At 37.3% G+C, this 25228-nt stretch carries 22 protein-coding genes; 17 read left to right on the top strand and 5 right to left on the bottom strand.

From position 1 onward, the window contains the following. Window positions 1-346 precede the first annotated feature (346 nt). The gene (thrS, locus tag AC0VXV_RS14280; RefSeq protein WP_475528882.1) at window positions 347-2278 is read left to right on the top strand and encodes a threonine--tRNA ligase; all 1932 of its coding nucleotides are present in this window, start codon (window positions 347-349) and stop codon (window positions 2276-2278) included. A gap of 131 nt (window positions 2279-2409) precedes the next feature. Then, window positions 2410-3234, top strand: coding sequence for a manganese catalase (locus AC0VXV_RS14275; RefSeq protein WP_475528881.1), 825 nt, complete (start codon window positions 2410-2412; stop codon window positions 3232-3234). A 68-nt stretch (window positions 3235-3302) separates the two neighbouring features. Here AC0VXV_RS14275 and AC0VXV_RS14270 read toward each other — a convergent pair whose 3' ends face one another. Continuing rightward, on the bottom strand, window positions 3303-4136 hold the full coding sequence (locus tag AC0VXV_RS14270) for a manganese catalase (RefSeq protein ID WP_475528880.1): 834 nt from the start codon (window positions 4134-4136) through the stop codon (window positions 3303-3305). Window positions 4137-4593: 457 nt separating this feature from the next. On the opposite strand from AC0VXV_RS14270, the gene infC reads away from it, so the two are divergent. The 5 genes from infC to AC0VXV_RS14245 all read left to right on the top strand — a co-directional run bounded on the left by infC (window position 4594) and on the right by AC0VXV_RS14245 (window position 6881). Continuing rightward, on the top strand, window positions 4594-5097 hold the full coding sequence (gene infC, locus AC0VXV_RS14265; RefSeq protein ID WP_139377776.1) for a translation initiation factor IF-3: 504 nt from the start codon (window positions 4594-4596) through the stop codon (window positions 5095-5097). A gap of 35 nt (window positions 5098-5132) precedes the next feature. Beyond that, window positions 5133-5333, top strand: a complete 201-nt coding sequence (gene rpmI / locus AC0VXV_RS14260; protein ID WP_008407727.1) for a 50S ribosomal protein L35 — start codon at window positions 5133-5135, stop codon at window positions 5331-5333. A gap of 75 nt (window positions 5334-5408) precedes the next feature. Continuing rightward, entirely contained in the window at window positions 5409-5768 is a 360-nt protein-coding gene (gene rplT, locus AC0VXV_RS14255) for a 50S ribosomal protein L20 (protein WP_079528354.1), read from the top strand. A gap of 133 nt (window positions 5769-5901) precedes the next feature. Beyond that, window positions 5902-6162 carry a DUF1294 domain-containing protein gene (locus tag AC0VXV_RS14250; protein WP_475528879.1) on the top strand — a complete coding sequence of 87 codons (261 nt, stop codon included), beginning with the start codon at window positions 5902-5904 and terminating at the stop codon, window positions 6160-6162. A 128-nt stretch (window positions 6163-6290) separates the two neighbouring features. Continuing rightward, window positions 6291-6881 (top strand): peroxidase-related enzyme, encoded by a 591-nt coding sequence (locus AC0VXV_RS14245; protein WP_475528878.1) that lies wholly within the window; start codon window positions 6291-6293, stop codon window positions 6879-6881. 37 nt (window positions 6882-6918) lie between these two features. On the opposite strand, the gene AC0VXV_RS14240 is transcribed toward AC0VXV_RS14245, so the two are convergent. The 3 genes from AC0VXV_RS14240 to AC0VXV_RS14230 all read right to left on the bottom strand — a co-directional run bounded on the left by AC0VXV_RS14240 (window position 6919) and on the right by AC0VXV_RS14230 (window position 9120). Continuing rightward, on the bottom strand, window positions 6919-7971 hold the full coding sequence (locus tag AC0VXV_RS14240) for an ABC transporter permease (protein ID WP_475528876.1): 1053 nt from the start codon (window positions 7969-7971) through the stop codon (window positions 6919-6921). A gap of 2 nt (window positions 7972-7973) precedes the next feature. Next, a complete protein-coding gene (locus tag AC0VXV_RS14235) occupies window positions 7974-8651 on the bottom strand; it encodes an ABC transporter ATP-binding protein (RefSeq protein WP_475528874.1) in 678 nt (225 codons plus the stop codon). A gap of 88 nt (window positions 8652-8739) precedes the next feature. Next, entirely contained in the window at window positions 8740-9120 is a 381-nt protein-coding gene (locus AC0VXV_RS14230; protein ID WP_350477946.1) for a sigma-w pathway protein ysdB, read from the bottom strand. A gap of 90 nt (window positions 9121-9210) precedes the next feature. Here AC0VXV_RS14230 and AC0VXV_RS14225 point away from each other — a divergent pair, with 90 nt between their 5' ends. From AC0VXV_RS14225 to AC0VXV_RS14185, 9 genes are all read left to right on the top strand, one after another. Beyond that, complete coding sequence (locus AC0VXV_RS14225; RefSeq protein WP_475528872.1) at window positions 9211-9693, top strand: dUTP diphosphatase; 483 nt, start codon at window positions 9211-9213, stop codon at window positions 9691-9693. Window positions 9694-9777: 84 nt separating this feature from the next. After that, window positions 9778-10866: a M42 family metallopeptidase gene (locus AC0VXV_RS14220; protein ID WP_475528870.1), complete on the top strand. Its 1089-nt coding sequence runs from the start codon at window positions 9778-9780 to the stop codon at window positions 10864-10866. 694 nt (window positions 10867-11560) lie between these two features. Then, window positions 11561-13585, top strand: a complete 2025-nt coding sequence (locus AC0VXV_RS14215; RefSeq protein ID WP_475531471.1) for a bifunctional diguanylate cyclase/phosphodiesterase — start codon at window positions 11561-11563, stop codon at window positions 13583-13585. Between the two features lie 276 nt (window positions 13586-13861). Beyond that, window positions 13862-15466 (top strand): spore germination protein, encoded by a 1605-nt coding sequence (locus AC0VXV_RS14210; protein WP_475528868.1) that lies wholly within the window; start codon window positions 13862-13864, stop codon window positions 15464-15466. After that, complete coding sequence (locus AC0VXV_RS14205) at window positions 15463-16575, top strand: GerAB/ArcD/ProY family transporter (protein WP_475528867.1); 1113 nt, start codon at window positions 15463-15465, stop codon at window positions 16573-16575. Before AC0VXV_RS14210 ends, AC0VXV_RS14205 begins: the two co-directional genes overlap by 4 nt. After that, window positions 16572-17702, top strand: coding sequence for a Ger(x)C family spore germination protein (locus AC0VXV_RS14200; RefSeq protein ID WP_475528865.1), 1131 nt, complete (start codon window positions 16572-16574; stop codon window positions 17700-17702). Before AC0VXV_RS14205 ends, AC0VXV_RS14200 begins: the two co-directional genes overlap by 4 nt. A 385-nt stretch (window positions 17703-18087) precedes the next feature. Then, window positions 18088-19833 (top strand): methyl-accepting chemotaxis protein, encoded by a 1746-nt coding sequence (locus tag AC0VXV_RS14195; RefSeq protein ID WP_475528863.1) that lies wholly within the window; start codon window positions 18088-18090, stop codon window positions 19831-19833. 108 nt (window positions 19834-19941) lie between these two features. Next, window positions 19942-22899, top strand: coding sequence for an amino acid adenylation domain-containing protein (locus AC0VXV_RS14190; protein ID WP_475528862.1), 2958 nt, complete (start codon window positions 19942-19944; stop codon window positions 22897-22899). 20 nt (window positions 22900-22919) lie between these two features. After that, complete coding sequence (locus AC0VXV_RS14185) at window positions 22920-23438, top strand: 4'-phosphopantetheinyl transferase family protein (protein ID WP_475528861.1); 519 nt, start codon at window positions 22920-22922, stop codon at window positions 23436-23438. 49 nt (window positions 23439-23487) lie between these two features. On the opposite strand, the gene AC0VXV_RS14180 is transcribed toward AC0VXV_RS14185, so the two are convergent. Further along, window positions 23488-23940, bottom strand: coding sequence for a CoxG family protein (locus AC0VXV_RS14180; protein ID WP_475528860.1), 453 nt, complete (start codon window positions 23938-23940; stop codon window positions 23488-23490). 281 nt (window positions 23941-24221) lie between these two features. Here AC0VXV_RS14180 and argF point away from each other — a divergent pair, with 281 nt between their 5' ends. After that, window positions 24222-25187, top strand: coding sequence for an ornithine carbamoyltransferase (gene argF, locus AC0VXV_RS14175; protein WP_475531470.1), 966 nt, complete (start codon window positions 24222-24224; stop codon window positions 25185-25187). Window positions 25188-25228 lie beyond the last annotated feature (41 nt).

Below are 25228 nucleotides of genomic sequence, written 5' to 3'. Positions count from 1 at the left end.
GTACGTTAACTGACCGAGAGCTTCTGATTCGTTTTACGAAGAAGGAAGAAGGGTGGCACCACGAGCATACAGCATCGTCCCTTTGTTGGGACGGTGCTTTTTATTTTGCCTGAAAGTGCAAATTTTTGGCTGAGACTAAATAGTTGGGAGCAGAATCAATTTATTAGTTTTAAATTAGTTGATTGTAGTTTAGGGCGGCGACTCCTGCGGGAAAAGCGTGACGCCTGAGACTACAGGCTCAGGCCACGCCCGCGGAAAGCGTCCGCCCGAAACGGAAATCAACGGATAGAGGAATTGGAACTTTGCCACTCTCAAATAAATTAAACCTTACAAGGAGGACAACAACATGTCAGAAATGATCAAATTAACATTCCCGGATGGCGCAGTAAAGGAATACGCCAAGGGAACATCTACATTGGACGTTGCAGGCTCAATCAGCCCAGGTCTTAAAAAATCAACTTTAGCAGGTAAAATCAATGGCACATTAATCGATGCAAAAACAGGAATCGAACAAGATGGTGCGATTGAAATCATTACAAACAAATCAGACGAAGCATTAGAAATTCTTCGTCACTCTACTGCCCACTTAACAGCACAGGCAGTAAAACGTCTTTACCCGGACGCAAAATTAGGTATCGGTCCAGTTATCGATTCAGGCTTCTATTATGACATCGATTCACCAACACCGATTACTGCCGAAGATTTACCAGCAATCGAAAAAGAAATGAAAAAAATCATTTCTGAAAACATCGAAATCGAGCGCAAAAACGTTTCTCGTGATGAAGCACAAAAAATTTACGAGGAAGTTGGCGACGAGTATAAATTGGAACTACTTGAAGCAATTCCAGCAGATGACCAAGTATCAATCTACTACCAAGGCGATTTCTTTGACCTTTGCCGTGGTGTACACGTACCATCTACAGGCAAATTAAAAGAGTTCAAATTATTATCATTAGCTGGTGCTTACTGGCGCGGTAACTCAGATAACAAAATGCTGCAACGTATTTACGGTACTGCATTCTTCACAAAAGACGAGTTGAAACACCATCTTCAAATGCTTGAAGAAGCAAAAGAACGTGATCACCGCAAAATCGGTAAAGAATTGGATTTATTCATGACTAGCCAAACAGTTGGTCAAGGTTTACCGCTTTGGTTACCAAACGGTGCGACAATCCGCCGTACTATTGAGCGTTACATCGTAGATAAAGAATTATCTTTAGGCTACAAACACGTATACACACCAGTGCTTGGCTCGAAAAAGTTATACGAAACATCAGGACACTGGGAGCACTATCAAGACGGCATGTTCCCTCCGATGGAAATGGACAATGAAACACTTGTTTTACGTCCAATGAACTGTCCTCACCATATGATGGTATTCAAAAACGGTCTGCATTCATACCGTCACTTACCAATCCGTATCGCGGAACTTGGCACAATGCACCGTTATGAAATGAGTGGTGCGGTATCTGGTCTGCAACGTGTACGCGGGATGACTTTAAATGACGCGCACATTTTCGTACGTCCGGATCAAATTAAAGCAGAATTCAAAAAAGTAGTGGAACTGATTTTAGAAGTATATAAAGACTTTGATCTAAAAGACTTCTCATTCCGTCTTTCTTACCGTGATCCTAACAACACTGAAAAATACTTTGATGACGATCAAATGTGGGAAACTGCACAGGCAATGTTAAAAGAAGCAATGGATGAGCTTGGATATGACTACTTTATCGCTGAAGATGAAGCAGCATTCTATGGTCCAAAACTAGACGTTCAAGTAAAAACAGCAATTGGTAAAGAGGAAACTTTATCGACTGCACAACTTGACTTCTTATTGCCACAACGCTTTGACCTTTCTTACATTGGTGAAGATGGTCAGCCGCAACGCCCAGTTGTTATCCACCGTGGAGTTGTATCGACAATGGAACGTTTCGTAGCATTCTTGATCGAAGAATACAAAGGGGCATTCCCGACATGGTTGGCACCGGTTCAAGCAACAATTATTCCTGTATCAAATGCAGTGCACTATGATTATGCGCGTGAAGTACAAGAGAAATTAGCGGCAGCTGGTATCCGTGTGGAAATGGATGACCGTGAAGAAAAATTAGGTTACAAAATCCGTGAAGCACAAATGCAAAAAATTCCGTACATGCTTGTACTTGGAGATAAAGAAGTAGCCGAAAATGCGGTAAATATCCGCCGTTACGGTTCAAAGGATTCAGAAACAATCAGCTTTGAACAGTTCCTTGCAGATATTACTGCAGAAGTGAAGAAATAATAAGAAGAAGGCGGCCCTCATTTTGTGGGCAGCCTTTTTTGGTTTTCAAAAATGAAAGCTACGAATTTTATATTTTTAAATGCATTTTTTAGGTAAATGCATATAGTAGGAAATATAAAAGGAGTGAATAAATGTTTTATCACATAAAGGAACTTCAGTATGAAGCCAAGCCGTGTAAACCGGATCCGGTTATGGCCCGAAAAATGCAGGAAATTCTCGGAGGTCAATTTGGAGAAATGTCGGTAGCACTTCAATATTTATTTCAAGGCTGGAATACGAGAGGCAATGAAAAATACCGTGACTTACTGATGGATACGGGTACGGAAGAGCTTGCTCATATAGAAATGATCTCAACAATGATCGCGAGATTGCTGGATGGGGTAGAACCGATATTATTAGATGAGGCTGCAAAGGACCCTCTGATAGCAGCAATTTTAGGGGGCAGTAACCCGCAACATATAATCGTTAGTGGTCTAGGGGCTGCACCGAAGGATTCCAATGGCGTACCATGGAATGCCGGCTATATTGCAGCAAGCGGCAACTTACTGGCAGATTTCCGTGCGAATCTGAATGCCGAATCACAAGGACGTCTACAGGTAGCGCGTCTCTATTATGAAACGGATGATCCAGGGGTACGAGATATGTTTTCATGGTTGCTTGCAAGAGATACAATGCATCAAAATCAGTGGGTTGCAGCGATTAAAGAATTAGAGGCACAGGAAAATATTGTCGTGCCAAGTACTTTCCCTAAAGAACTGGAAAGACGAGAAGTAGCCTATACATTATTTAACTTCTCACGTGGAAATGAAAGTGCGCATGGGCGTTGGGCGCACGGACCGAGTATGGACGGGGAAGGTGTCTTTAATTATGTGGAACACCCGCAACCTTTTGCGCCGGCCCCTGTTTTACGTGCAGCTCCGCCAACTATATTCGATACACCTGCTAATATGATGTAAAACAAAAAAACTGTCCTCGACTTGTATGTAAATCATAGCAAGTCGAGGACAGTTTTTATAGTAGATTACTATTTTTTATCTACATCGATATCATGGTGTAAAGTTGTTGGTGGTACTGCTGGGATAGGTACTTGTCCCATTGGTGCCGGGTTATCCAAGAATACAAATTCCCCAGTTCCGTCTGGTGCTGTGCCTTGTGCCCACGGACCATTTTTAGATACTGTACCTTCTGACAAGCTCCATAATTCATAGGCATGCGGCTGAGCTTCCAACTCGTCTTCCGGTGCGAATGAAGCAGGAACGACGAAGCCTTTCTTTTCTTCAAGCTCTTTAATTGCTGCCATCCATTGATATTGGTGATAACGGTCGCGTGCCAGCATTTTTCTGAATACAGTACGTACACCTTCATCTTTTGTCATATGGTATAAACGCGCAACTTGTAAACGGCCTTGTGATTCTGCATTTAAGTTTGCGCGGAAGTCTGCTAGCAGGTTCCCGCTCGCTGCAATATAACCGGCATTCCATGGTACACCGTTAGAGTCTTTTGGAGTAGCTCCTAAACCACTAACAATTAAATGTTGCGGATTAATGCCGCCCATAATTGAATTCATCATCGGATCTTGTGCAATTTTTTGCTGGTCATCCGGTGATGCACCATCAAGTAATTGACTAATTAAAGAACATAGCATTTCGACGTGACCGATTTCCTCGGTACCGATATCCATTAATAAGTCTTTATATTTTTCTTCGCCCCGACAGTTCCAACCTTGGAAAAGATATTGCATCATGACACTCATTTCACCGAACTGACCGCCAAGAACTTCCTGAATTTGTTTCGCTAATAATGGATCTGGTCTTTCAACTTTTACCTCAAATTGTAATTCTTTTTGATGTCTGAACATATTAAAAATTCCTCCTATCGATAAAATGTGAGTCCCTAATTAGATACCACGTATTTTTTAAGTAAAACCTGGAACTGAAAATTAATCTCATTTATTTTTTTGAAAACGAGAAACAATAAAATTAATCATATAAAAACGCTTGACGTAGTTTTGGACTCGTGTTAAGATTATTTAGGTTATGAATACAAAAGTTTGAAAGTAGAGGCTGCCCGCTTCTCACCTGACAAGTGCTTTTATATAAGTTACGTGCAGGTATTAGAAACGTTGAATTGTTTTACGCATGAATGCGTATGCACATATAGCGGGCGGACATCTCAAATGTCCGTCCTTTTTGTTTGTAAAGACAAGAAGAACATATGGACATCACGCAGAGGTGTACCGTTCGACAGGGTTATACTTTACACCAACTCATGTATTCGCGACAAACACTTGGAGGTGGATTAATATTAGCAAAGACATGTATGTAAACGAAGGCATCCGCGCGCGCGAACTTCGTCTAATTGACCACAATGGTGATCAGCTTGGTCTAAAAACGCGTACAGAAGCGTTGGAAATTGCCGCTCGTGCTAACTTGGATCTTGTCCTTGTGGCCCCTCAAGCCAAGCCACCAGTCGCTCGTATCATGGACTATGGTAAATTTAAGTTTGAACAGCAAAAGAAAGACCGTGAAATTCGTAAAAACTCTAAAGTAATCGTGATGAAAGAGGTTCGTTTGAGCCCAACAATCGATGAACATGATTTTCAAACGAAATTACGTAATGCGATTAAGTTCCTTGAAAAAGGAGATAAAGTTAAAGCTTCAATTCGCTTTAAAGGTCGTGCAATCACACACAAAGAAATTGGTCAGCGTGTGCTAGATCGCTTTGCTGAAGCTTGTGCTGAAGTATCTACGGTTGAACAAAAACCGAAGATGGAAGGCCGAAGCATGTTCTTAGTTCTTCAACCGAAGACAGAGAAATAATACGTATGTAGAAACAAGTTTAGGAGGAAATCGACATGCCAAAAATGAAAACTCACCGTGGAGCTGCGAAACGTTTCAAAAAAACAGGTACTGGTAAATTAAAATTTGACCGTGCTTATGGCTCTCACTTATTCGCTAACAAATCAACTAAAGCAAAACGTCACTTACGTAAAGCAAAAGTTGCAACTTCAGGCGATTTCAAACGTATCCGTACATTATTAACTTACATGAAATAATCTTGACCGTTTAAAAGATTATTAATAACAAAAATAAAATTAAGCATTCGAAAGAATTAGCAGGAGGTAATTACTATGCCACGCGTAAAAGGCGGAACAGTAACACGCGCTCGTCGCAAAAAAGTTTTAAAATTAGCTAAAGGTTACTTTGGTTCAAAACACACGTTATACAAAGTAGCTAACCAAGCAGTAATGAAGTCAGGTCAATATGCATACCGTGACCGTCGTCAAAAGAAACGTGATTTCCGTAAATTATGGATCACTCGTATCAATGCAGCTGCTCGCATGAACGGTTTATCTTACTCTCGTTTAATGCACGGCTTAAAAGTAGCAGGTATCGAAGTTAACCGCAAAATGTTAGCTGACTTAGCTGTAACTGACGCAACAGCATTCGCTCAATTAGCTGAAGAAGCTAAAAAAGCAGTTGCTAAATAATTTTTGACTTTGTCAAAAACTATTTCTGCACCGAAAGCGTAAGCGACAAGTGCAAAATATTTAGTTGAAGATATAATAAAGACTGATAGGGATTTGCTCCTTATCAGTCTTTTTTTGACTAGGGGGAATTCAGATGGAATTAGCAGCACTTTCATATGTTGCAGTTGTTTCACTCGTATTATGTGTATACATGTACATAGATAAAGAACGTGCCAAAAAGATGGAATGGCGTATTTCTGAACGGACATTATTAACATTAGGCGTTCTAGGAGGGGCCCTTGGCGGTGTTTTAGGAATGTACTTATTCCGTCATAAAACAAAGCACAACAAATTTGCATTTGGCTTTCCTTTACTTGGAGCAATTCATGTATTCTTACTCGTTCAGTTATTTTAATATCATTTCGAAGCATAGACTAAGGTTGTCTATGCTTTTTTTATACAGGTAGGTAGATTATTCATTTGTTAGATTAATAGTTGTAATTTATAATAAATTCAGTAAATTCAAAAGCAAGGAGTAGTGAAATGGTCAAATACGAAGAGCAGTTGTCTTATTTACAAAAGCCAAATGAAGAGGAAATACCGGAAGATGTACAGCAACTTTTTGATCAACATGTTGAAAAGCAGCTGGAGCAGAATGGGTTTGTAAATAATTTATTTAAAATTCTTCCATTAAATGCGCTTCAGTATAAAGGGTTTTTGGAATTTAAATATTCCTTGTTCAACGAAGAAACAACGTATTTGTCGTTAGCAGACAAGGAAATGATCGGGCTTGTTGTCTCTTCGACGAATAATTGCAATTATTGCCTCACTTCACATAGTGATGTCCTTCGAGGGATAACAAAAAATCCTGGATGGGTTGACCAATTAACATACAATTACCGCTCTGCAAAACTTACGGAAAAGCAGCGTGCGTTATGTGATTATGCCTACCGGGTTACGAGATATCCAAATGAAATAACGACAAAAGAAGTCGATTTACTACGTGAGGCTGGCTTTAATGATCACGAAATATTGGAAGCCGCATATGTTGCCGGATTCTTCAATTATACAAACCGCTGGGTAAGTACGATTGGGGCAGTCGCAAATCCTGGCCATTACGGACATAATCGTTAAAACAGATGCTGCAGTAAATGCAGCATCTGTTTTTATATTAAATGATAAAAAATAGGAGCATCATGACAACGCTTATTGGAGCAAAAAAGCGGTACTTGATACGTTTTTTTGCCTGAAGCCACTCGTTTTCATGAACGGACATTAATTGAAAAAAAGGAGCTTGTTTAATTTCATTGAGGATAGAACTAAGGGCAACGTTTAAACCGATAAAAGAAAATATGAGGACAACTGCTTTTGCCCATATAGGTAGAACGAAGAGAAGACCAATGCTAATGAGAATGAGTTGAACAGGCGATTTCAAGTAATTCAGTTTCCTCAATATTGTTTTGTAAATTAAATTATCGATCCGATGTGTACTTAATACTTTCTTTTTCGCAACTAAAATAAGCGGCTGCTTCGTTTTAGCAGGCATATAATAACGCATTTCCAAGCTAAATTGGTAAATTCGCTTCATCCAACTGTAAAAGGCCTCATATTCCCAGCGTGTTTCAATTGTCCAGTAACGATTGCTTAGTACACAATTTAGTAAAAATAGATGAACAGCAAGAAGCAGTATGAAAAATCCCCATAATGGTAAAATGTTGAGGCAAAAAATAATGAGTGCATGAATAATAAATAGTAACGGCCATTTTGTAAACCACTTTTGACATCTATACTGAATCCATATATGAAGTACGCTTATTATATTTAAAGCGAAAAGGACTTTCCAAAATGGGAATATGATAAAGGGCGAAGCGAGCAATAATAGAATTACAAGTACAAAGTTATAAAGTAAAAATGAATAACTATAACCCCATAGTTTAATATGATGAATTTTCCTTCCCTGCTGCTTATAAAATAGCAGATCTGCATCATATATAAAGAGGCGTAAAGATGGTTTAACTAAGAAGAAGCTTATTCCAAATAACAGAAGGAGTAAGGGAATTTGCTGAAGTTCCAATACTTGAAAATTACCCGCAATATCGCGATATAAGAAAAAGCCGATAAAGACACTGGGCACTATAAGGTATAGAAGGACTGTCCAATCTGTAATTGATTTAATCAGTTTAAAATTAAATTGATAAGAGCTATAAAGACGCTTAGTAAACATAGTTATAACCTGCCTTGCAATTCATAAAAGATATCCAGTAAAGAAATAGGCTGTCCAATCATTTGTTGAAGTTCACTCAAGGTACCCTTAGCTTGGATATTTCCTTCATGAAGGAGAATGTAATAGTCACAAAGCATTTCAGCCATTTCTAATTGGTGTGTACAAAGTAAAAAGGATGCACCTTGCTGTTTGCGTTCATCAATTAAAACTAGCAATTCCCGCATAGCCCGAGGATCTAGACCCATAAATGGTTCATCCAGTATGTAGAGTGGACGTTCTATTAAAAAAGCCAACACAAGCATCACTTTTTGTTGCATCCCTTTTGAAAAATAGATCGGCAAATCATCCAGTCGCAGATCAATTTGAAAGAGTGTAAGTAATTGCTTTGCTTTTTCCCAAAGTGTATTGTCGTTATATTCATCAATCAAAAATTGAAGATGCTCTCGCAGTGTGAAATGCTCATATAATAATGGACGTTCTGGAACATAACCGTAGGAGGGGATGGTGAGTGTCCCTTCAAAATAAGGAATAACACCAAGCATTGATTGAATTGTAGTACTTTTTCCTGCGCCGTTTCCTCCAATTAAACCAATGATTGTGCCGGGTTGCATCGAAAATTCGATTTGTTCGATACTTGATTTATTTGGTATGTAACCTGCTTTTTTAATATATACTTCCATAATATTTCACCTCATCCATTTATACGGTAATAAGAGTAAAAAGTTTCAAAAAAGCGAACCTCACAATCATGAGGCTCGCTATCTCCAGTTAATCTTTCATCAGTTGTTCAATCGGATTTTTCCAATTAATCGAGGCGTTTGGATAATTCATAAGAATCTCATTTTCCAAATACAAAAAATCTTCTTTCGTAAACCCTTGAAGTTTCATCGCATCATGGACAAAGACGAAAATACTTACGACTTCAAATGCGTTGTCAGTCGTACCTAAATACTTTTCTCCTTCAAATAATGCTCCCTTATACGAAATGAAAAAGTTTTTCCGAATGTTTTTCACATCATCATAAAAATAATATTGTCCATTTTCATAGGCCTCATCCAATTTACGCTTTGGGTCGATTAAGTAGCGTACCCCTCTATAAAATATGTAAATGATGAGAAGGATGATGGCAATTCGTAACAATATAGCCATGAAACTTCCTCCTTGCTTACGGTGATTCCCTCCTATACGATTGAGTAGTATAAAAAGTTTCATTTTATTTTGTAAAAGAGGGATGTTTTAATGCAATTTCGTCAATTATTTGAAAAGCAGCGGCAACTTGATCGATTTATTGAAGAAAACCAACAAGTACAAAAGGATGTGTTTGCCGAAAAAGGCCTCGCATTATTAGTTGAGCTAAGCGAACTTGCTAACGAAACACGCTGTTTCAAGTTTTGGTCAACGAAAGGACCATCGGAAAGAGCTGTCCTATTAGAAGAGTTTGTAGATTCGGTTCACTTTATGCTTTCACTTGGAAATATGCGAGGCTTTCTATTGGAGGAGTGGCCCTATTTAAAAGAGAAGCAAGAGTTAACTGAAACATTTCTTAATACGACACAGACGATTCTGACGTTTTTGCAGCACCAAACAGAAGAAACTTACAGTGCTATGTGGAAAAAATACAGTATAATTGCCTACAATCTGAATTTTACAATCGATGATGTTTTGCAAGCGTATGAATTAAAAAATGAAAAGAATTATGAGCGCCAACGAAATGGCTATTAATTTACATAGAGTCGAGAAACTATTTCACATTTCGAAATATTGTCGCTATAATAAAGATGAGTAATTATTAGGGGGAAAACCGACATGACAAAGCTCGATGCTACATTACAGATGTTCAAAGATTTAACAGATGCAAACGGCATTCCAGGAAATGAACGTGCACCACGTGAAGTGATGAAAAAGTACATCGCACCATATGCAGATGAAGTAGAAACAGATAACTTGGGCAGTTTAATCGCAAAAAAAGTAGGCGATGAAAACGGTCCGAAAATTATGGTTGCGGGTCACTTGGATGAAGTAGGTTTCATGGTTACACGCATCGATGATAAAGGGTTCGTCTTCTTCCAAACAGTAGGCGGCTGGTGGAGTCAGGTAATGCTTGCCCAACGTGTGACTATTACAACGCGTGAAGGGGAAGAAATCATTGGTGTGATCGGATCAAAGCCACCCCATATTTTACCGGCTGATGTACGAAACAAAGTGGTGGATATTAAATCAATGTTCGTTGATATCGGTGCCACTTCAAAAGAAGAAGCGATGGAGTGGGGCGTACGTCCTGGCGATATGATTACACCATATTTCGAATTCAATGTGATGAAAAATGAAAAACATCTATTAGCGAAAGCATGGGACAACCGAATTGGCTGTGCGATTGCGATTGATGTACTAAAAGCATTAAAAGACGAAAAGCATCCAAACATTGTGTATGGTGTTGGGAATGTACAAGAAGAGATCGGACTTCGTGGTGCGAAAACTTCGACATTTAAAGTACAGCCTGATATCGGTTTTTCTGTAGATGTAGGTGTTGCTGGTGATACACCGGGCGTGACACCGAAAGAATCCACATCAAAAATGGGCGCAGGTCCACAAATTGTCGTATTTGATGCATCAATGGTATCTCATACAGGCTTACGTGAATTTGTCCTTGATGTAGCTGATGAAGCGGGCATTCCATACCAGTTCGAAGCAATGGCTGGCGGTGGTACGGATGCAGGAAGTATCCATATTACAGCAAACGGTGTACCATCATTGGCAATCGGTGTTGCAACTCGTTATATTCACTCCCATGCGGGTATTTTACATCGTGACGACTATGATAATGCGGTGAGATTAATCGTAGAAGTGATTAAACGATTAGACCGCGAGACAGTAAATAAAATTACCTTTGATTAATTACGAGAAGAATATAAAAAATAGAGTATTTTGAGAATTGCTGGAAGGGTAGCGGGTGATGGCTGGAGAAAAAGGCGCGTTCGTGTAGAGCCGTGTTCCTGGAAGCAGACCCCCAACGGAAATCAATTTTAGCAAAAATATAGAAATGCCGCTTTTCTCCCAAAGAAAAGCGGCATATCTATTTCGCCCAACTCATTTTATTTACTTGAGAATAAATTCTTCATTTATTACAATGCCAATGAAAGAAAGCTTCTTCCCCACAAAGCACTCCTCTGTGAATCTCCCATTTTTTCATTTTTAAAACAATGTTCTTGTACAATCGATTGCATTTTGAAAATTGGTGATATTTCAATGGATTTTAAATGCATACTCTATAATATTACTATTTGTAGCCGAACACCTTGCGCCCTGTTAAAATAGTAATGGTTAGTAATTTCATTGGAAGAGGCCATTGTTTATGCGGTGAACAGTAATATTTTCTGTCTATGCTGCGTATAAGCATGCGTACCGGAATGGAAATCTACGGCATATTATAGTGATAGACTCAGTTATTGAACAGAATCTGTTATAGGAAGGAAGCTAGACTGGAATAGATGATTATCATAGCATATAAACTAGTCGTTTGTAGAAAGAAAAGAGAAAAAGAAGTTTGTTAATAAAATTGAACAAAACGTTCAGTGTATATAGTTTTGGAGTGGAAAATTTGATAATAGAAGGTAGTTATAATTACTATATTGTGGCGCTTTCGATCGTTGTAGCAATATTAGCATCGTATTCTACATTAAATATAACAGCAAAAATTACTTACGCAAATGGGAAGCACAAGTACTTTTGGCTGTTTTCTGGTTCTTTTGTAATGGGAAGCGGGATTTGGTCTATGCATTTTATTGGAATGCTTGCTTTTCATTTAAATATAAGCATGAAATATAATGTATGGATCACATTGCTTTCTTTAGTAGTGAGTATCATTTCATCGTTTATCGCACTTTACATTACGCTGCCGAAAAATATTAATATATATCACATTGCATTAGGCGGCTTTTTTATGGGGCTCGGGATTACAGCGATGCACTATATTGGCATGAAGGCGATGATTATGCCTTTTGAATTATCCTACAATAAATTAATTGTAGCGCTATCTGTAATCATTGCTTTTATTGTATCTTATGCCGCACTATTTTTGTTTCTTCGTTTTAAGGATCAATCTTCTTCCAGCTGGATAAAAGGGATATCTGCAATCATAATGGGGATTGCTATATGTGGGATGCACTACACGGGAATGAAGGCAGCAAAGTTCCATTTTCATTCTGAAATAATGATTCATGATCAACCAATGGATCCTTTTTTGCTGTATGGTGTGACATTAATAATTTTAATTATTTTATGTGTATCTTGGGGAGCAATGTTTTTTGATCGAAATGTGTTTGAAAAAATGGCATACCGGGATGCGCTTACAGGTTTACCTAACCGTCATGAAATGAATCGTTTCTTTGAAAGACTGATAGATAATGAGAACATTGGTGTGTTATTTATCGATCTTGATCAGTTTAAAACGATCAATGACACATTAGGGCACGATATAGGAGATTTTCTTATACAAGAAGTGGGTGTGCGACTGAACCAGTTTGTAAAAAGTGACCAGCAGGCGTTTCGGATTGGCGGAGATGAGTTTTTATTTATTATAAAAGATTGTAATCCAAACCGCGCAGAACAATTGGCAGAGCAAATTTTGCAGATAAATAAGAAGGCCTATTATATAAAAGGCCATGAATTATATGTTACAGGGAGTATCGGAATTAGTATTGGTTCGGTTAAAAAAAGTAATCCTTCCTTTCTGCTTAAATCAGCAGATACAGCGATGTATAAGGCGAAAGATTTAGGGAAAAATCAATATTTCGTATATAACGAAGAAATGGGGATAAAAGAGCTGCGAAGAATGGAGCTGGAGAAAGATTTACGAACAGCACTGGAACATAAGCAGTTCTATTTAGTATACCAGCCGAAATGGAATGTAAAAAAGAATCATTTATGCGGATTTGAAGCATTAATACGATGGGAACACCCTCGACTTGGTACGATTCCACCAAGCGAGTTTATTCCAATTGCAGAAGAAACCGGTATTATTATACCCATTACTCGGTGGACATTGGAGGAAGCATGTTTACAAATCAAGGAATGGCAGGAACAAGGGGTGAGTCATCCAGTTTCCGTCAATCTTTCCAAACGGCTCTTTCAGTTAGACAGCATAGCGGTATGGGTTTCCTCTGTATTAGAAAAAGTGAACCTTGACGCACAGCTCCTTGAATTAGAAATTACAGAATCTATGGTATTGCATGATATGGATGATGTAATTTTCCAACTTGAGAGTATTCGTTCATTAGGAATAAAAATCTCTATGGATGATTTTGGGACAGGTTATTCTTCCATCGGTTTACTCGATCTCATGCCGCTTGATTCACTTAAATTAGATCGAGTATTTACGAATGATTTAGAAAAGGACAGTAAACGCGCTATTATAAGTGCTGTTATTTTTATGGCGGAAAATCTCGGATTAGAGGTTATTGCGGAAGGTGTAGAAAGTCAAGAACAGATTGATTCCTTAACCCAGCTTGGATGCCATTTAATGCAAGGGTATTTTTATGGCAAACCTATGAAAGCTAAAGAGGCTGAGGAATGGATTAACAAACATAGCAATAACTTAAATTGTCAGCAGGAGTAGAAGCAAATGCAAAATGGTTATTCTAATACTTAAAATGGATTGTTAAAATCCGTTTAATAAGACAGTCGAAAGTCTAATTCAACTAGACACTCGACTGTCTTTTATTTTCTGCTTTTCTTCATCAAAGTAAGGATTTTTTGAATATATGACTAAAAAATGGGAATGATGAACTTATTAATTAGCTAGACTGTTGAAATATACAATAGACCAGGTTGATAAGTGCAAATTTTTCAACTTTAAATTAAAGAAATCTTACTATTAAAATGGGGGGAGTTTATGTTTTTTGGAAAAAAGAATAAGGAGGCATCACTTAAAAAGCAAACTGGAAATTTAACACCGCCTTCACAAAAGAATATGGTTGAAAAACAATCCACTCCATCAACTAGCGAAGGAAATTCCCAAACAGATGACCAGATGCCTATTTCCGATTCAACTGAGATTTTTATAAAAGATGTAAAAGAGCAGATTCATTCTCCGGCTGATTTAGTCATTCGATATGTAACAGATTCAATAACTATTTTATATATCGATAATTTAGTAAAAGAAGACATATTGAATACAAAAATATTACCTGTTTTGCAGAATATGGAAGATGCAACGCCAAGTAGTATCCATAGTCAGTTACCTCTTCCACAAGTAAACGTAGCAGATCGAATGAGTCAAAGTATCGATATCATGTTAACAGGTGCTGTTATCATTCATGTTGCGGGACATGCACAGGTCGCTATGGTCATTATTCCAGCAAGAGAATCCCGTGGATTGTCCGCACCTGAAAATGAATCGCAAGTTATCGGTGCACAAGTTGGTTTTAATGAAAGTCTTTCCACAAATATCTCGCTTATTCGGCGGTATATTTTAAGCAAAAATCTTAGTAACGAAAAACTGAAGGTTGGGAATCAAACAAATACGGCGCTTTCTATAATTTATATAGCTGGTGTTGCAACAGAACAAAATGTTAATACTGTCCGACAAAGAATACAGGCTCTTGATATTGAAGATTTGATCGATAGTGCGGAACTCGCGGAATTAATCGATGACAGCTCCATGTCTATATTCCCGCAAATGTTATTAACGGAGCGCCCCGATCGATTTTGCGACGGTATATTGGGTGGGAAAATAGGTATTCTTGTTGATGGCAGTTCAATGGGGATACTTTGTCCTTACTCTTTTATTGAGTTTTTTCAAAGTAGAGAAGATAAAAACTTGCGGTGGCCAATTGCAACCTTTGTGAGATGGCTAAGATTTGCAGCAATTTTTATCTCCATTTTTTTTACCCCATTGTATGTAGCATCATTAACTTTCCATTATGAAGTGATTCCACAGCCGCTGTTAGTACCGCTTAGTGAATCAAGAGCTAAAGTACCGTTTCCTCCAATACTAGAGGCGCTTTTTCTGGAATTGATTATGGAACTCCTTCGTGAGGCTGGGGCAAGATTACCGACAAAAATAGGCCAAACGATTGGAATTGTCGGAGGGATCGTACTTGGTACAGCAGCAGTGGAGGCAGGGATTACGAGTAATATTCTGATTATTATTGTCGCTCTTTGTGCGCTGTCTTCCTTTATTACACCGAGTTATATGATGGGAAATGTAATTAGATTACTTCGCTTTCCCATCATCATTTTAGCTGGGTTTTGGGGTTACTATGGTATAATGCTTGCCTTTTGTATTCTGATAATTCATCTATTACGACAAACAAGCCTAGGTGCTCCTTATATGGCGCCATTTTACCCGCCTAGACTTAAAGATTTGGGCGATAGCCTCATACGTCTGCCATACCCGTTTATTATCCGGAAATCGGCAAATGCGCGAGTGGAAAATCCGGATTATTCAAAGATGCGTGTAAATCTTAAGGGTGATAAGAAGAAGGTGAAAAAGTGAAGAACAAGCTGCAAATTGATCCTACTCAAACATTCAATGCCCCTCTTCTCTTTTTCATCATCTCTTCAGCTCAAATAGGTGTAGGAGTTCATGGATTTCAAAGCATTATCTATAAAGAAGCAAAACAAGATGCTTGGATTTCCATCATTATCAGTTTTATTGCAGCACATTTTATCGTCTTTATTATTTTTAAAACATTGGAATTGTACGAATCAAATGATATATATGGAGTTAATTTGGATTTATTTGGTAAATACTTAGGCAATTTTATTAATTTAATTTATATTGTTTATTGCGGATTAGCATATTTTGCAATAATTAAAAATTATACAGATGTTATTAATACATGGGTATTTCCGGGTTTAAGTTCATCGTTTATTACCATTACTCTGCTTATTACTGTAAGTTATGCTTTTACGGGCGGACTACGAGTAATAATAGGAGTTTGTTTTTTTAGCTTTTTTTTAAGTCTCTGGATTTTAATTGTACTGTTATTTCCGATTGAATATTCGAATATTAATTACTTGTTGCCTGTACTGGATAATGATTTTATAAGTCTACTCAAAGGAGCGTACTCGATGACGCTTACCATTGTAGGCTTTGAAATAATTAATGCAATGTATCCTTACGTCAAGGAAAAGAATAAAGCGCAAAAATATGTACACTTTGGCTTGCTGTTCACATTGGCCATTTATTTGTTTGTTATGTTGGTTACCCTAACTTTTTTTAGCGGGGAACAGCTTGAGAAAACGATTTGGGCAACATTATCATTATTCAGCATTGTCCGTTTGCCTTTTCTTGAACGGATTGAACTTATAACCGTCTGTTACTGGATGATGATTATTTTGCCGAACCTTTGTTTTTTTGCATGGTCTGCTTATCGGGGGGCTAGTCGAATAATAAACATAACCGACAAGAAGTTTATTTTTATTTTCTCCCTTTGTATATTTATAGGATCTTTGCTTGTGGAGACACGAGTTGAGATTAATGCGTTCAATAACTATTTCGGATTTTATGCATTTTATATCGTATTTGTTTATCTTGTCTTATTATATTTCATTGCGCTCATAAAGAAAAAAATCTTTAAACGACAGGCTAGAAGGGAATGAATGAGCTGATTACGTTTAAAAAACTGATTTTGCTGTTTGCCTGTATTATCATTTTGGCTGGTTGTGCAGAACAGAAAATTCTTGAAAGAATCAGTTTAACGACACTGGTAGGCTTCGATAAAGCGGAAGAGGATCAGTTGGCCGCCACTGCGGTTATCCGGCAAATTAATCCGGATTTAGAAAGTAAAATTGAATTGCAATCCGCAACTGCTTCAACAAGTAGAGGGGCACGTGCAAAAATTGATTTAAAAACATCGAAGATTATTGGTTCAGGGCAATTACGGGTTGTGCTATTCGGTGAAGAGCTGTCGAAAGCGGGTTTAAGTGAGAACATTCATATTTTAAAAATGAATTCGGAAATCAGCAACGCAACATATATGGCTACTGTAGAAGGAGATTTGAACGATTTATTGAAGTATAAGTATGAAAACATATCAGATCTAGGCCAACATATTTATCAATTAATTAAATATAATGTAGACAAGCAGTATATGATTTCATCGACCCTCCATGAAATCAACAGAGATAAACTTTCATTTATAGGCAATTATTCGATGCCGATATTAAAAAGAGAAGAGGAAAATGTCAAAATTTCAGGTATTGCTTTTTTTAATGAAGGGAAAATAGTCGGCAATCTCCCGGCAGAGGAAGCAATATATATATTGATGGTTAAAGGGAAGACTCATAGAGGAACGCTTGAATTGGAAGTACCTATAACAACATTTGAGAAATCCCCCTCGGATCCTTCGGAAAAAATACCAATAGCCATCGACTCCATAAATTCTAAGCGGACGATCAACTTAGTGGATTCAGATGTGCCTGAATTCAATCTGACGATTAAAATTAAATGCAGGCTATTGGAAGTGGATACAGAAGTAAGCACTGAAGGAGCAGATGTCATTCGTAAACTTGAGAAAGAAATCAACAAGAAAATTGAAAGTGAAATAAATCGAATTATACAATATAGCCATGAAATCGATACCGATATACTCCAGTTTGGCGAATATTATAAAGCACAGCATCGAAATGCGGATATCGATAAAGAGATATGGAATGAAATGTATCCGGAAATGAAAGTGAACGTTACTGTAAAAACTACAATTGTCCGAGATGGTGTGTTTCAGTAAAGGATTTAGCGCAAATTTTAATAAGAAAAACCGATTCAAAAAGCTGAATGATAGAATTTCAGCTTTTTTTTATTGGCGAGTTTGATGCATTGGACTAATGATTATTTATAAGTGGATAAAGAATTTACTATTAAAATTTAATTGAAATAACATTCGATGAAGTATAAACTGAAAATCCTGCAACTGTTTTGGGTATATTTTACTAAATAAAGTAGCGGATATAAAGAAATGGGACAAATCAAGGTGACTATATTCACTCGATATAAAGTAGGTTAAATGATATAGTTTTTACCGGTGTTATTTTATTCATATACCAATGTTTCCTTTTCATGGCATTTATATAAGGATGAAAAACAAAATAATTAGATAAAAGGAAGGGTAAAAAATGTTTCGGAATCTAACATTTTTCACAAAAAATATTTTAGTAACAATACTGTCCATTTTATGTGTGGGAACCATACTTATCGGTATCAGTTATTTCGTTCAGGGTTATTTACTTAAAGAGCAGTTAAGAGAACAGACTGAGCTAATTTCTGAATCATGGTATGAAAAGCTAGACGGAAATGAAGTAGAACAATTAATGCAGGATACAGATGTTCAAAGTGACTTACATACTAAGTATACTGATATGTTCAACAAAATGAGTGAATACAATCCAATCGTAGCACAAGGGTATATTTACGGTGTGGAATTGTCAGGTGAAAAAAATAATGAAACTACTTTAATATCTTTTGATAATGCAATTTGGGAAATGTTTTTAGGGGAAGGCCTGCAACCAGGTACTTTATACGAACAACCGGAAATAGTTGTAGAAGGTTTGAAAGTTTTAAAAGAAACGGGTGAAACCCAGTTTACGGATATTTATAAAGATGCATACGGAACATGGGTAACTATTATGTATCCAATATTTAATCCCCAAAATGATTTAATTGCCTATTATGCCATTGATGTAGATGCATCAAGTGTTGGCGAAGGACAAATGGGCTTATTAAAATGGTCTTCAATTATATTAATCGTTTTATTGGCCATTGCAATAATTGTCCAATATTTCGTCATTAAGTCACAATTAAAACCATTAAGTTTTTTACTGGATGGCATTAATAAAGCAAGCAAAGGTGATTTAACAGTAAGCCTGCCTGAAGGAAAAGATGAATTGGGTACAGTAAATGCACGTTTTAATGAAATGATTGCCTCATTAAGAAATATTGTAAACAGTGTTAACGATTCTTCTAGCAAAGTAAAAGAGGACTCGGTTCAACTGGAATCTGCCTTTACATCGACATTCCAAAGCTTCGATACGATTACAGGTGCAGTAAAGAATATGAAAACGAATTTAAAAGGGCAGGAAACTTCAATTGAAGAGGCAGCATTGTCAATGGAAGAAATGTCTAGTCAAATTCAAACAATCGCAATAGATGTAACAGATGTATACAAATATGCAGAAGAGGTTACATCATATTCAAAAGATGGAAGTAAGTCGACTGCAGAAGTAGCAGATCAAATGGAAGTAATCGTGGCAAATGTCGAAAATTCAAATCAAAATATCGGCACTCTTGTAAAATTGTCAGATGAAATCGGTAAGTTTTTACAAGTCATTACCGATATCTCGGATGCGACTAATTTATTGGCATTAAACGCAAGTATTGAAGCAGCGCGTGCAGGTGAGCATGGAAAAGGATTTGCCGTCGTAGCACAGGAAGTAAAGAAACTTTCCGAGCAGTCAGCAAAATCAACAGAAGGTATTCAGGAACTGATTTTGCGTGTGCGTGAAGCCGTAACTGAAGCCCAGAAGTTTATGGAAAGCATAAAAATAGGCGTTGATGGCGGTAAAGCTTCTACACAGCAAACAAATGAAATGTTCAATAAAATCTACGAATTCAATAAGGAAATTACGAATAGGTTGCAATCCGTATCATTTGCAACTGAGGAAATTTCTGCTGGGGTGGAAGAATCTGCAGCAATGATTATTACATTATCAACAAATGCCAGTGAAATTGTTGACGGATATGAAGGCATCGCGATCAATGTTGAAAACCAACGCGGTACATTAAGTAATATCCGCAGCATGTCCGAGAACTTGAAAATTACTTCTGAAGAGCTGGAAGAAGTCGTAAGTACAATAAAAAATTAACGAAATCAATTGCATAAAAAATACAAGGGGGGCATTTGAAATATTTTGAATGCACCCCTTGACCAATTGTGTAGTTCAAAAAAATTTTGATGAAAGGTTGTTATTTAGATGAATACGATATTAAACAAATTTAATAAGGTAGTACTTCAGCAAGGAGATGCTGTTGCAGTAAAGGAAAGAAACCGTCAATTAACGTATACGGAATTACAGGAAGAGTCGAATAAGATAGCGAGCTATTTAATCGAAAACGGACTTAAAAAAGGCGAATTTGTAGCAATCTATTTAAAGAGAAGTATTGATACTGTTATTTCAATCCTTGGTGTTATTAAAGCAGGCGGAGTATATGTATCATTGGATCCATCTCATCCGAATGAACGGAACAGCTATATTATTGAAGATATTAAAACATCATTTATTATTACGAATGCAAGCGCGGAACAAAATTTGCATACATTACAACTTGTTTCATCCATACATATTTTAAGTTTAGAACAATTAAACGGCGAAACTCTGCCACAATCATATAAAGAGGTACAGGACCAGGCGCAAGATGTATGCTATACAATTTTTACATCTGGTACAACAGGGAAGCCAAAAGGTACGTTGATCCGCCAACAAGGAATTCTGAACTTGGTCGATTATATGCAAAATGATTGGCAAGTTATGAAACAAGATAAAATTTTGCAGTTTGCAACATACAGTTTTGATGCATCTGTTTTAGATACATTTTTATCGTTATTAACAGGTTCATTATTATACTTAATCGATGACGAAGAAAGAATGTCCGAAAACAATTTCCTGGATGTAGTAAAAAACGAGGGTATTACAATCATTCCAGTATTACCGACTGTATTCTTTAACCGGATTGTGAATCATTTAACAGCTGAAAACTCGGATTTATTTGCTTCGGTTAAACTTGTAGGTGTTGGAGGGGAGCTTCTAACAGGAGATTTAGCGAGAAACTTTAAATCGGTAGTAGGTGATCGGACAAGATTTTTCAATTTATACGGCCCAACGGAAATTACGGTAATGGCAACAGCTTATGAAGTGCCGAGAGACCTTGCGCAAGATGTATATAGTGTGCCAATCGGCAAGCAATTACCAGGAAATAAAGTATATATCGTCAATGAACAGGGACAGCTTTGCGCTGAAAATGAAATCGGAGAGTTATGGGTAGCTTCAGTCGGGATTTCTTTAGGCTACTTGAATAATAAAGAAAAAACAAATGAAGTGTTTATTGAAAATCTATTTGATAAAGGTCTTTATGAAGGAATTGTTTATAAAACAGGGGATCTTGTGAAGCAGTTAAGTGACGGCAATATCGAGTTTGTTTCAAGAAAGGATACGCAAGTTAAAATACGCGGTCATCGAATTGAAATTGCGGAAATTGAAACTAAGATGAATGAAATTCAGTTTGTAAACAATGCGGTTGTGGTTGTTGAAAAAGAAGGCGACGATCAAAACTTGAAAGCCTTCTTCACATCAGTACAACAAATGGACTATACAATAATTATCGATTCGTTAAAAAATGATTTACCGAGCTATATGATTCCATCAAAGCTCAAACAGCTAGAGGATATTCCATTTGCGCCGACTGGTAAGGTAGACCGTAAAGCACTGGAAAAAATCGAGGCGGAGCGCGTCTCTTTAACAAGTTCTCGGGAAATAATCGCCCCGCGTAACCAAGTCGAAAAAGACCTTGTCGCGGTATGGGAAAAGGTATTGAAAATCGATGGAATTAGTGTAACAGATAATCTGTTTGATATAGGTGGGCACTCGCTTAAAATTATTGAAATATTGGCGAACGTAAAACAAATCTATCCGACATTAACGATTAAAGATTTCTTCGATTTAAAAACAGTTGAAAAATTAGCCGAAAAAGTCCTTCATAGCACAATAAATGAAGTAGAGCAGTTTACTGGCGAATTTACAAACCTAACAGAATGGCCAGTTATGTCAATCGATGAAAAATTGCACGAAGTGAAAACAGTATTGGTCACAGGAGCGACAGGTTTTTTAGGAAGTCATATCGCTTATCAATTGCTGGAGGAAGGAAAAAATGTCTATGTAGTAGTTCGTGGCGACAATGCAAAAGAGCGCATCAAGCAAATAATGCTGCAATATTTTAACCGTGATATCAGTGCACAACTGACAATTGTTAACGGTGATTTAACAAAGCCGTACTTAGGTTTATCAAAAGAAGCCTTTTCTGCGCTTTCAAAAAATCTCGATGCCATTATCCATTCGGCAGCGGATGTTCGACACTTCGGTGACCGAGAACATTTTGAAAAAGTAAATGTACAAGGAACGAAGAATATTTTTGACCTTGTCGAATTTAATTCAACTATCGTTTTCCACCATATTTCAACTGTTGGGGTTGTCCAGGATTTACTAACAGAGGGAAAATGGGAAAAGGTAAAGGGTATGAAAGAAATCCAGGAACAATTGGAGCTTGAAAGTGTCTACACAGATACAAAATTGAAGGCGGAAAAGTGGATTTTAGATCAGGCAAATGCAGGGAAACAAGTCTTCGTCTACCGTATGGGTAATCTATCGGGACGATATAGTGACGGACAATTCCAAAATAATATTCATGAAAATGCATTTTATCGTATGCTGAAGCTGATGATTTTAGTTAATAAAGCACCAAAAGTTCAATGGATGGTGGATTTCACACCAGTTGATTTTGCTGCGGATGTAATCGTGAAATCCGTAGTAGCCAAAGAGCAGTCTGTTCGTGTATACCATGTATGTCATACGGAACCGATTCCGTTTGAAGAATTTGTGGGACTCTTAAATGAGCTTGATTTAGAGATTGAACTGGTCGATAAAGATTATTACGAAAGTTATATTTTAAGTGACGGCATGACCGAGGAAGTAAAAAACCTTGCCATTGCACAATTGGACGGGGACGGTGCGAACGATTCGAATGCTATCTTTGACAGCCGGAAAACGATGCAGCTTCTAAAAATTAAAAACTTGCCAACTGTAAATAAAGCGTATATTGGAAAGCTGATCGAATATGCTTATGAACAGCAATTTATCAAAGAGGCTGTGCTTGTATAAATTTGGCATGATGAAAATGTATGTTGAAGCTATATATAATTCATAATTGGACATTAAAAGTGAACCGAAATAGTGCAAAAAGCACATGGGCACTATCGCTGATTGAAGAACAATTAGGTTTATTTACAATTAAAAAATGCGCTACTGGTAAACCTTACTTTGTGGATGCCCCTTACTATATCAATTGGTCCCATAATGATACAACACTTGTCTATGTTTTAAGCGATCGAGGTCAAGTTGGTGTGGATATAGAGGAAGAAAATCTATTTTATGATGAACACCTTCATGACTGGGTGTTACATGAAGAGGAAAAAAGAAGTATAGGTAACGGCACGGCGTTTTCAGAAGTTTGGACGAGAAAAGAAGCTATATTAAAATGTACGGGAGAAGGCATTCATGAAAAGATGAATGAGTTTAGCAGTTATCAAAAGACGAAATTTACTGTGACTACATTATTTATGGATGAAGTTTGTATTAGTATCTGCAGTGAATATGATGAGGAAATTGAGTGCATCATATGCCAACGTCAAATAAAATGAGCAAAAACCATTAATTTTCCGGTTATCGGGAAAGTTAATGGTTTTTTGTTTATTTTACATCATGTAGTGCAGTAAGCTTTGTTTCAATTGAGTTAGTCAAATCGGTCGTCGCTTTAGGTACGAAACTTTCCAATACAGGGTTGATCATCATCCCCATAAAACCGCCGGCAGATAGATCCAGGCTTCCTGTAACTTGAACGGATTCGTTATTGCCTGCTGCAATGTTAAAATAGCCATTACCGTCAAAATTGTCGGACAATCCTTTAATGTTAAACTTTACATCAGTTGGCTCAATAGAATCTGTAATATCGACTTGAAGTGTAATCTTTTTTTTCGTGAACCCTAAATCTGCCAGTAAAGTCCAAATGAACTGTGTATCATGTTGTGCTTCGTGCTCGATATAACCTGGGATTAATGGTGCCCAATTATTGTAGTCCTTTAGAAAATTCCAAATTACATCGTTTGATAATGGTAATTCCACTGTATGGATAGCGTTCGGCATAACAATTCCTCCTAAAAAATCAATTAGCATATCAAGTAAATTATTTCCAAAAAATACTGCTGTAAATAGTATGCTAAAAAATGAATGGGAATTCAATATAAAACGAAAATTTTCTCTAATAAACAGAAAAAAATATCGTTTAAGTGAAATTTTCGTATTATAGGAATGGTGTAATTATTGAACAATTAAATTAATTTGAAAAATTTATAATAATTCACTTGATTTTATATTTATTCATTTGTATAATAAAACCAACATAAAGCTCACAGAGGTGTGTAATGATGAAGTTATTAGAAGAGGTGCAATTAAAGCCCGTTGAAAGTTTGCAAGGAAAAGACTTATTAACACTGCTTGACTATACGAGTGAAGAAGTGAAGCAACTGCTGGAACTTGCGACACAGTTGAAAACAATAACTAAAGCGGGCAAATGTCCACGATTATTGGAAGGTAAAACACTCGGCATGATCTTTGAAAAAAGCTCAACGCGTACACGTGTATCTTTTGAAGTAGGCATGCAGCAGCTCGGGGGATATGGCATGTATATGAATGCACGTGATATGCAAATTGGACGTGGTGAACCAATCTCCGATACAGGAAGAGTATTGTCAGGTTATTTAGACGGAATCATGATTCGTGCCAACTCTCATACGATGGTTGAAGAATTGGCTGATAACGCATCGATTCCGGTCATTAACGGGTTAACGGATCTTGATCATCCATGTCAGGCATTAGCTGATCTTGAAACAATTGCCGAAAATAAAGGGGAATTGAAAGGATTAAAAATTGCTTATGTAGGTGATGGCAATAATGTAGCACATGCACTTATTGTTGCTGCAGCACATGTTGGTATGCATGTAGCCGTTGCAACACCACCAGGATATGAATGCGATACGCGTATTATTGAGAAAGCACAAGAGATTGCTTCTCGTAACGGCAGTACAATTGTTGTAACGAATGACCCAGTAGCAGCTGTTACAAATGCAGATGCTGTTTATGCAGATGTTTGGACATCTATGGGGCAGGAAGAAGAGACTCAAAAACGACTGAAGGATTTTGCGAAATACCAGATTAATGATGAATTGGTTGCCCATGCAAAGCCGGATTATATGTTCCTTCATTGTTTACCGGCACATCGAGAGGAAGAAGTTGCGACGTCAGTTATTGACGGCCCAAATTCTTATATATTTGAGCAAGCAGAAAATCGCCTGCATGCACAAAAAGCAGTTTTAGTATCTTTACTGGCGTAAAACAAGCAACAGGCAGTTGGCTTTATACTACGGGTTGTAGT

It is taken from the genome of Solibacillus sp. iso_87 (assembly GCF_056173085.1).
The sequence above is the reverse complement of the archived record's forward strand: the minus strand, read 5'-3'. Positions and strand labels throughout refer to the sequence as shown.

Coding starts and splice junctions, on each gene's coding strand:
- thrS (WP_475528882.1), top strand. CDS start 347: ATGTCAGAAATGATCAAATTAACATTCCCGGATGGCGCAGTAAAGGAA.
- AC0VXV_RS14275 (WP_475528881.1), top strand. CDS start 2,410: ATGTTTTATCACATAAAGGAACTTCAGTATGAAGCCAAGCCGTGTAAA.
- AC0VXV_RS14270 (WP_475528880.1), bottom strand. CDS start 4,136: ATGTTCAGACATCAAAAAGAATTACAATTTGAGGTAAAAGTTGAAAGA.
- infC (WP_139377776.1), top strand. CDS start 4,594: ATGTATGTAAACGAAGGCATCCGCGCGCGCGAACTTCGTCTAATTGAC.
- rpmI (WP_008407727.1), top strand. CDS start 5,133: ATGCCAAAAATGAAAACTCACCGTGGAGCTGCGAAACGTTTCAAAAAA.
- rplT (WP_079528354.1), top strand. CDS start 5,409: ATGCCACGCGTAAAAGGCGGAACAGTAACACGCGCTCGTCGCAAAAAA.
- AC0VXV_RS14250 (WP_475528879.1), top strand. CDS start 5,902: ATGGAATTAGCAGCACTTTCATATGTTGCAGTTGTTTCACTCGTATTA.
- AC0VXV_RS14245 (WP_475528878.1), top strand. CDS start 6,291: ATGGTCAAATACGAAGAGCAGTTGTCTTATTTACAAAAGCCAAATGAA.
- AC0VXV_RS14240 (WP_475528876.1), bottom strand. CDS start 7,971: ATGTTTACTAAGCGTCTTTATAGCTCTTATCAATTTAATTTTAAACTG.
- AC0VXV_RS14235 (WP_475528874.1), bottom strand. CDS start 8,651: ATGGAAGTATATATTAAAAAAGCAGGTTACATACCAAATAAATCAAGT.
- AC0VXV_RS14230 (WP_350477946.1), bottom strand. CDS start 9,120: ATGGCTATATTGTTACGAATTGCCATCATCCTTCTCATCATTTACATA.
- AC0VXV_RS14225 (WP_475528872.1), top strand. CDS start 9,211: ATGCAATTTCGTCAATTATTTGAAAAGCAGCGGCAACTTGATCGATTT.
- AC0VXV_RS14220 (WP_475528870.1), top strand. CDS start 9,778: ATGACAAAGCTCGATGCTACATTACAGATGTTCAAAGATTTAACAGAT.
- AC0VXV_RS14210 (WP_475528868.1), top strand. CDS start 13,862: ATGTTTTTTGGAAAAAAGAATAAGGAGGCATCACTTAAAAAGCAAACT.
- AC0VXV_RS14200 (WP_475528865.1), top strand. CDS start 16,572: ATGAATGAGCTGATTACGTTTAAAAAACTGATTTTGCTGTTTGCCTGT.
- AC0VXV_RS14195 (WP_475528863.1), top strand. CDS start 18,088: ATGTTTCGGAATCTAACATTTTTCACAAAAAATATTTTAGTAACAATA.
- AC0VXV_RS14190 (WP_475528862.1), top strand. CDS start 19,942: ATGAATACGATATTAAACAAATTTAATAAGGTAGTACTTCAGCAAGGA.
- AC0VXV_RS14185 (WP_475528861.1), top strand. CDS start 22,920: ATGTTGAAGCTATATATAATTCATAATTGGACATTAAAAGTGAACCGA.
- AC0VXV_RS14180 (WP_475528860.1), bottom strand. CDS start 23,940: ATGCCGAACGCTATCCATACAGTGGAATTACCATTATCAAACGATGTA.
- argF (WP_475531470.1), top strand. CDS start 24,222: ATGAAGTTATTAGAAGAGGTGCAATTAAAGCCCGTTGAAAGTTTGCAA.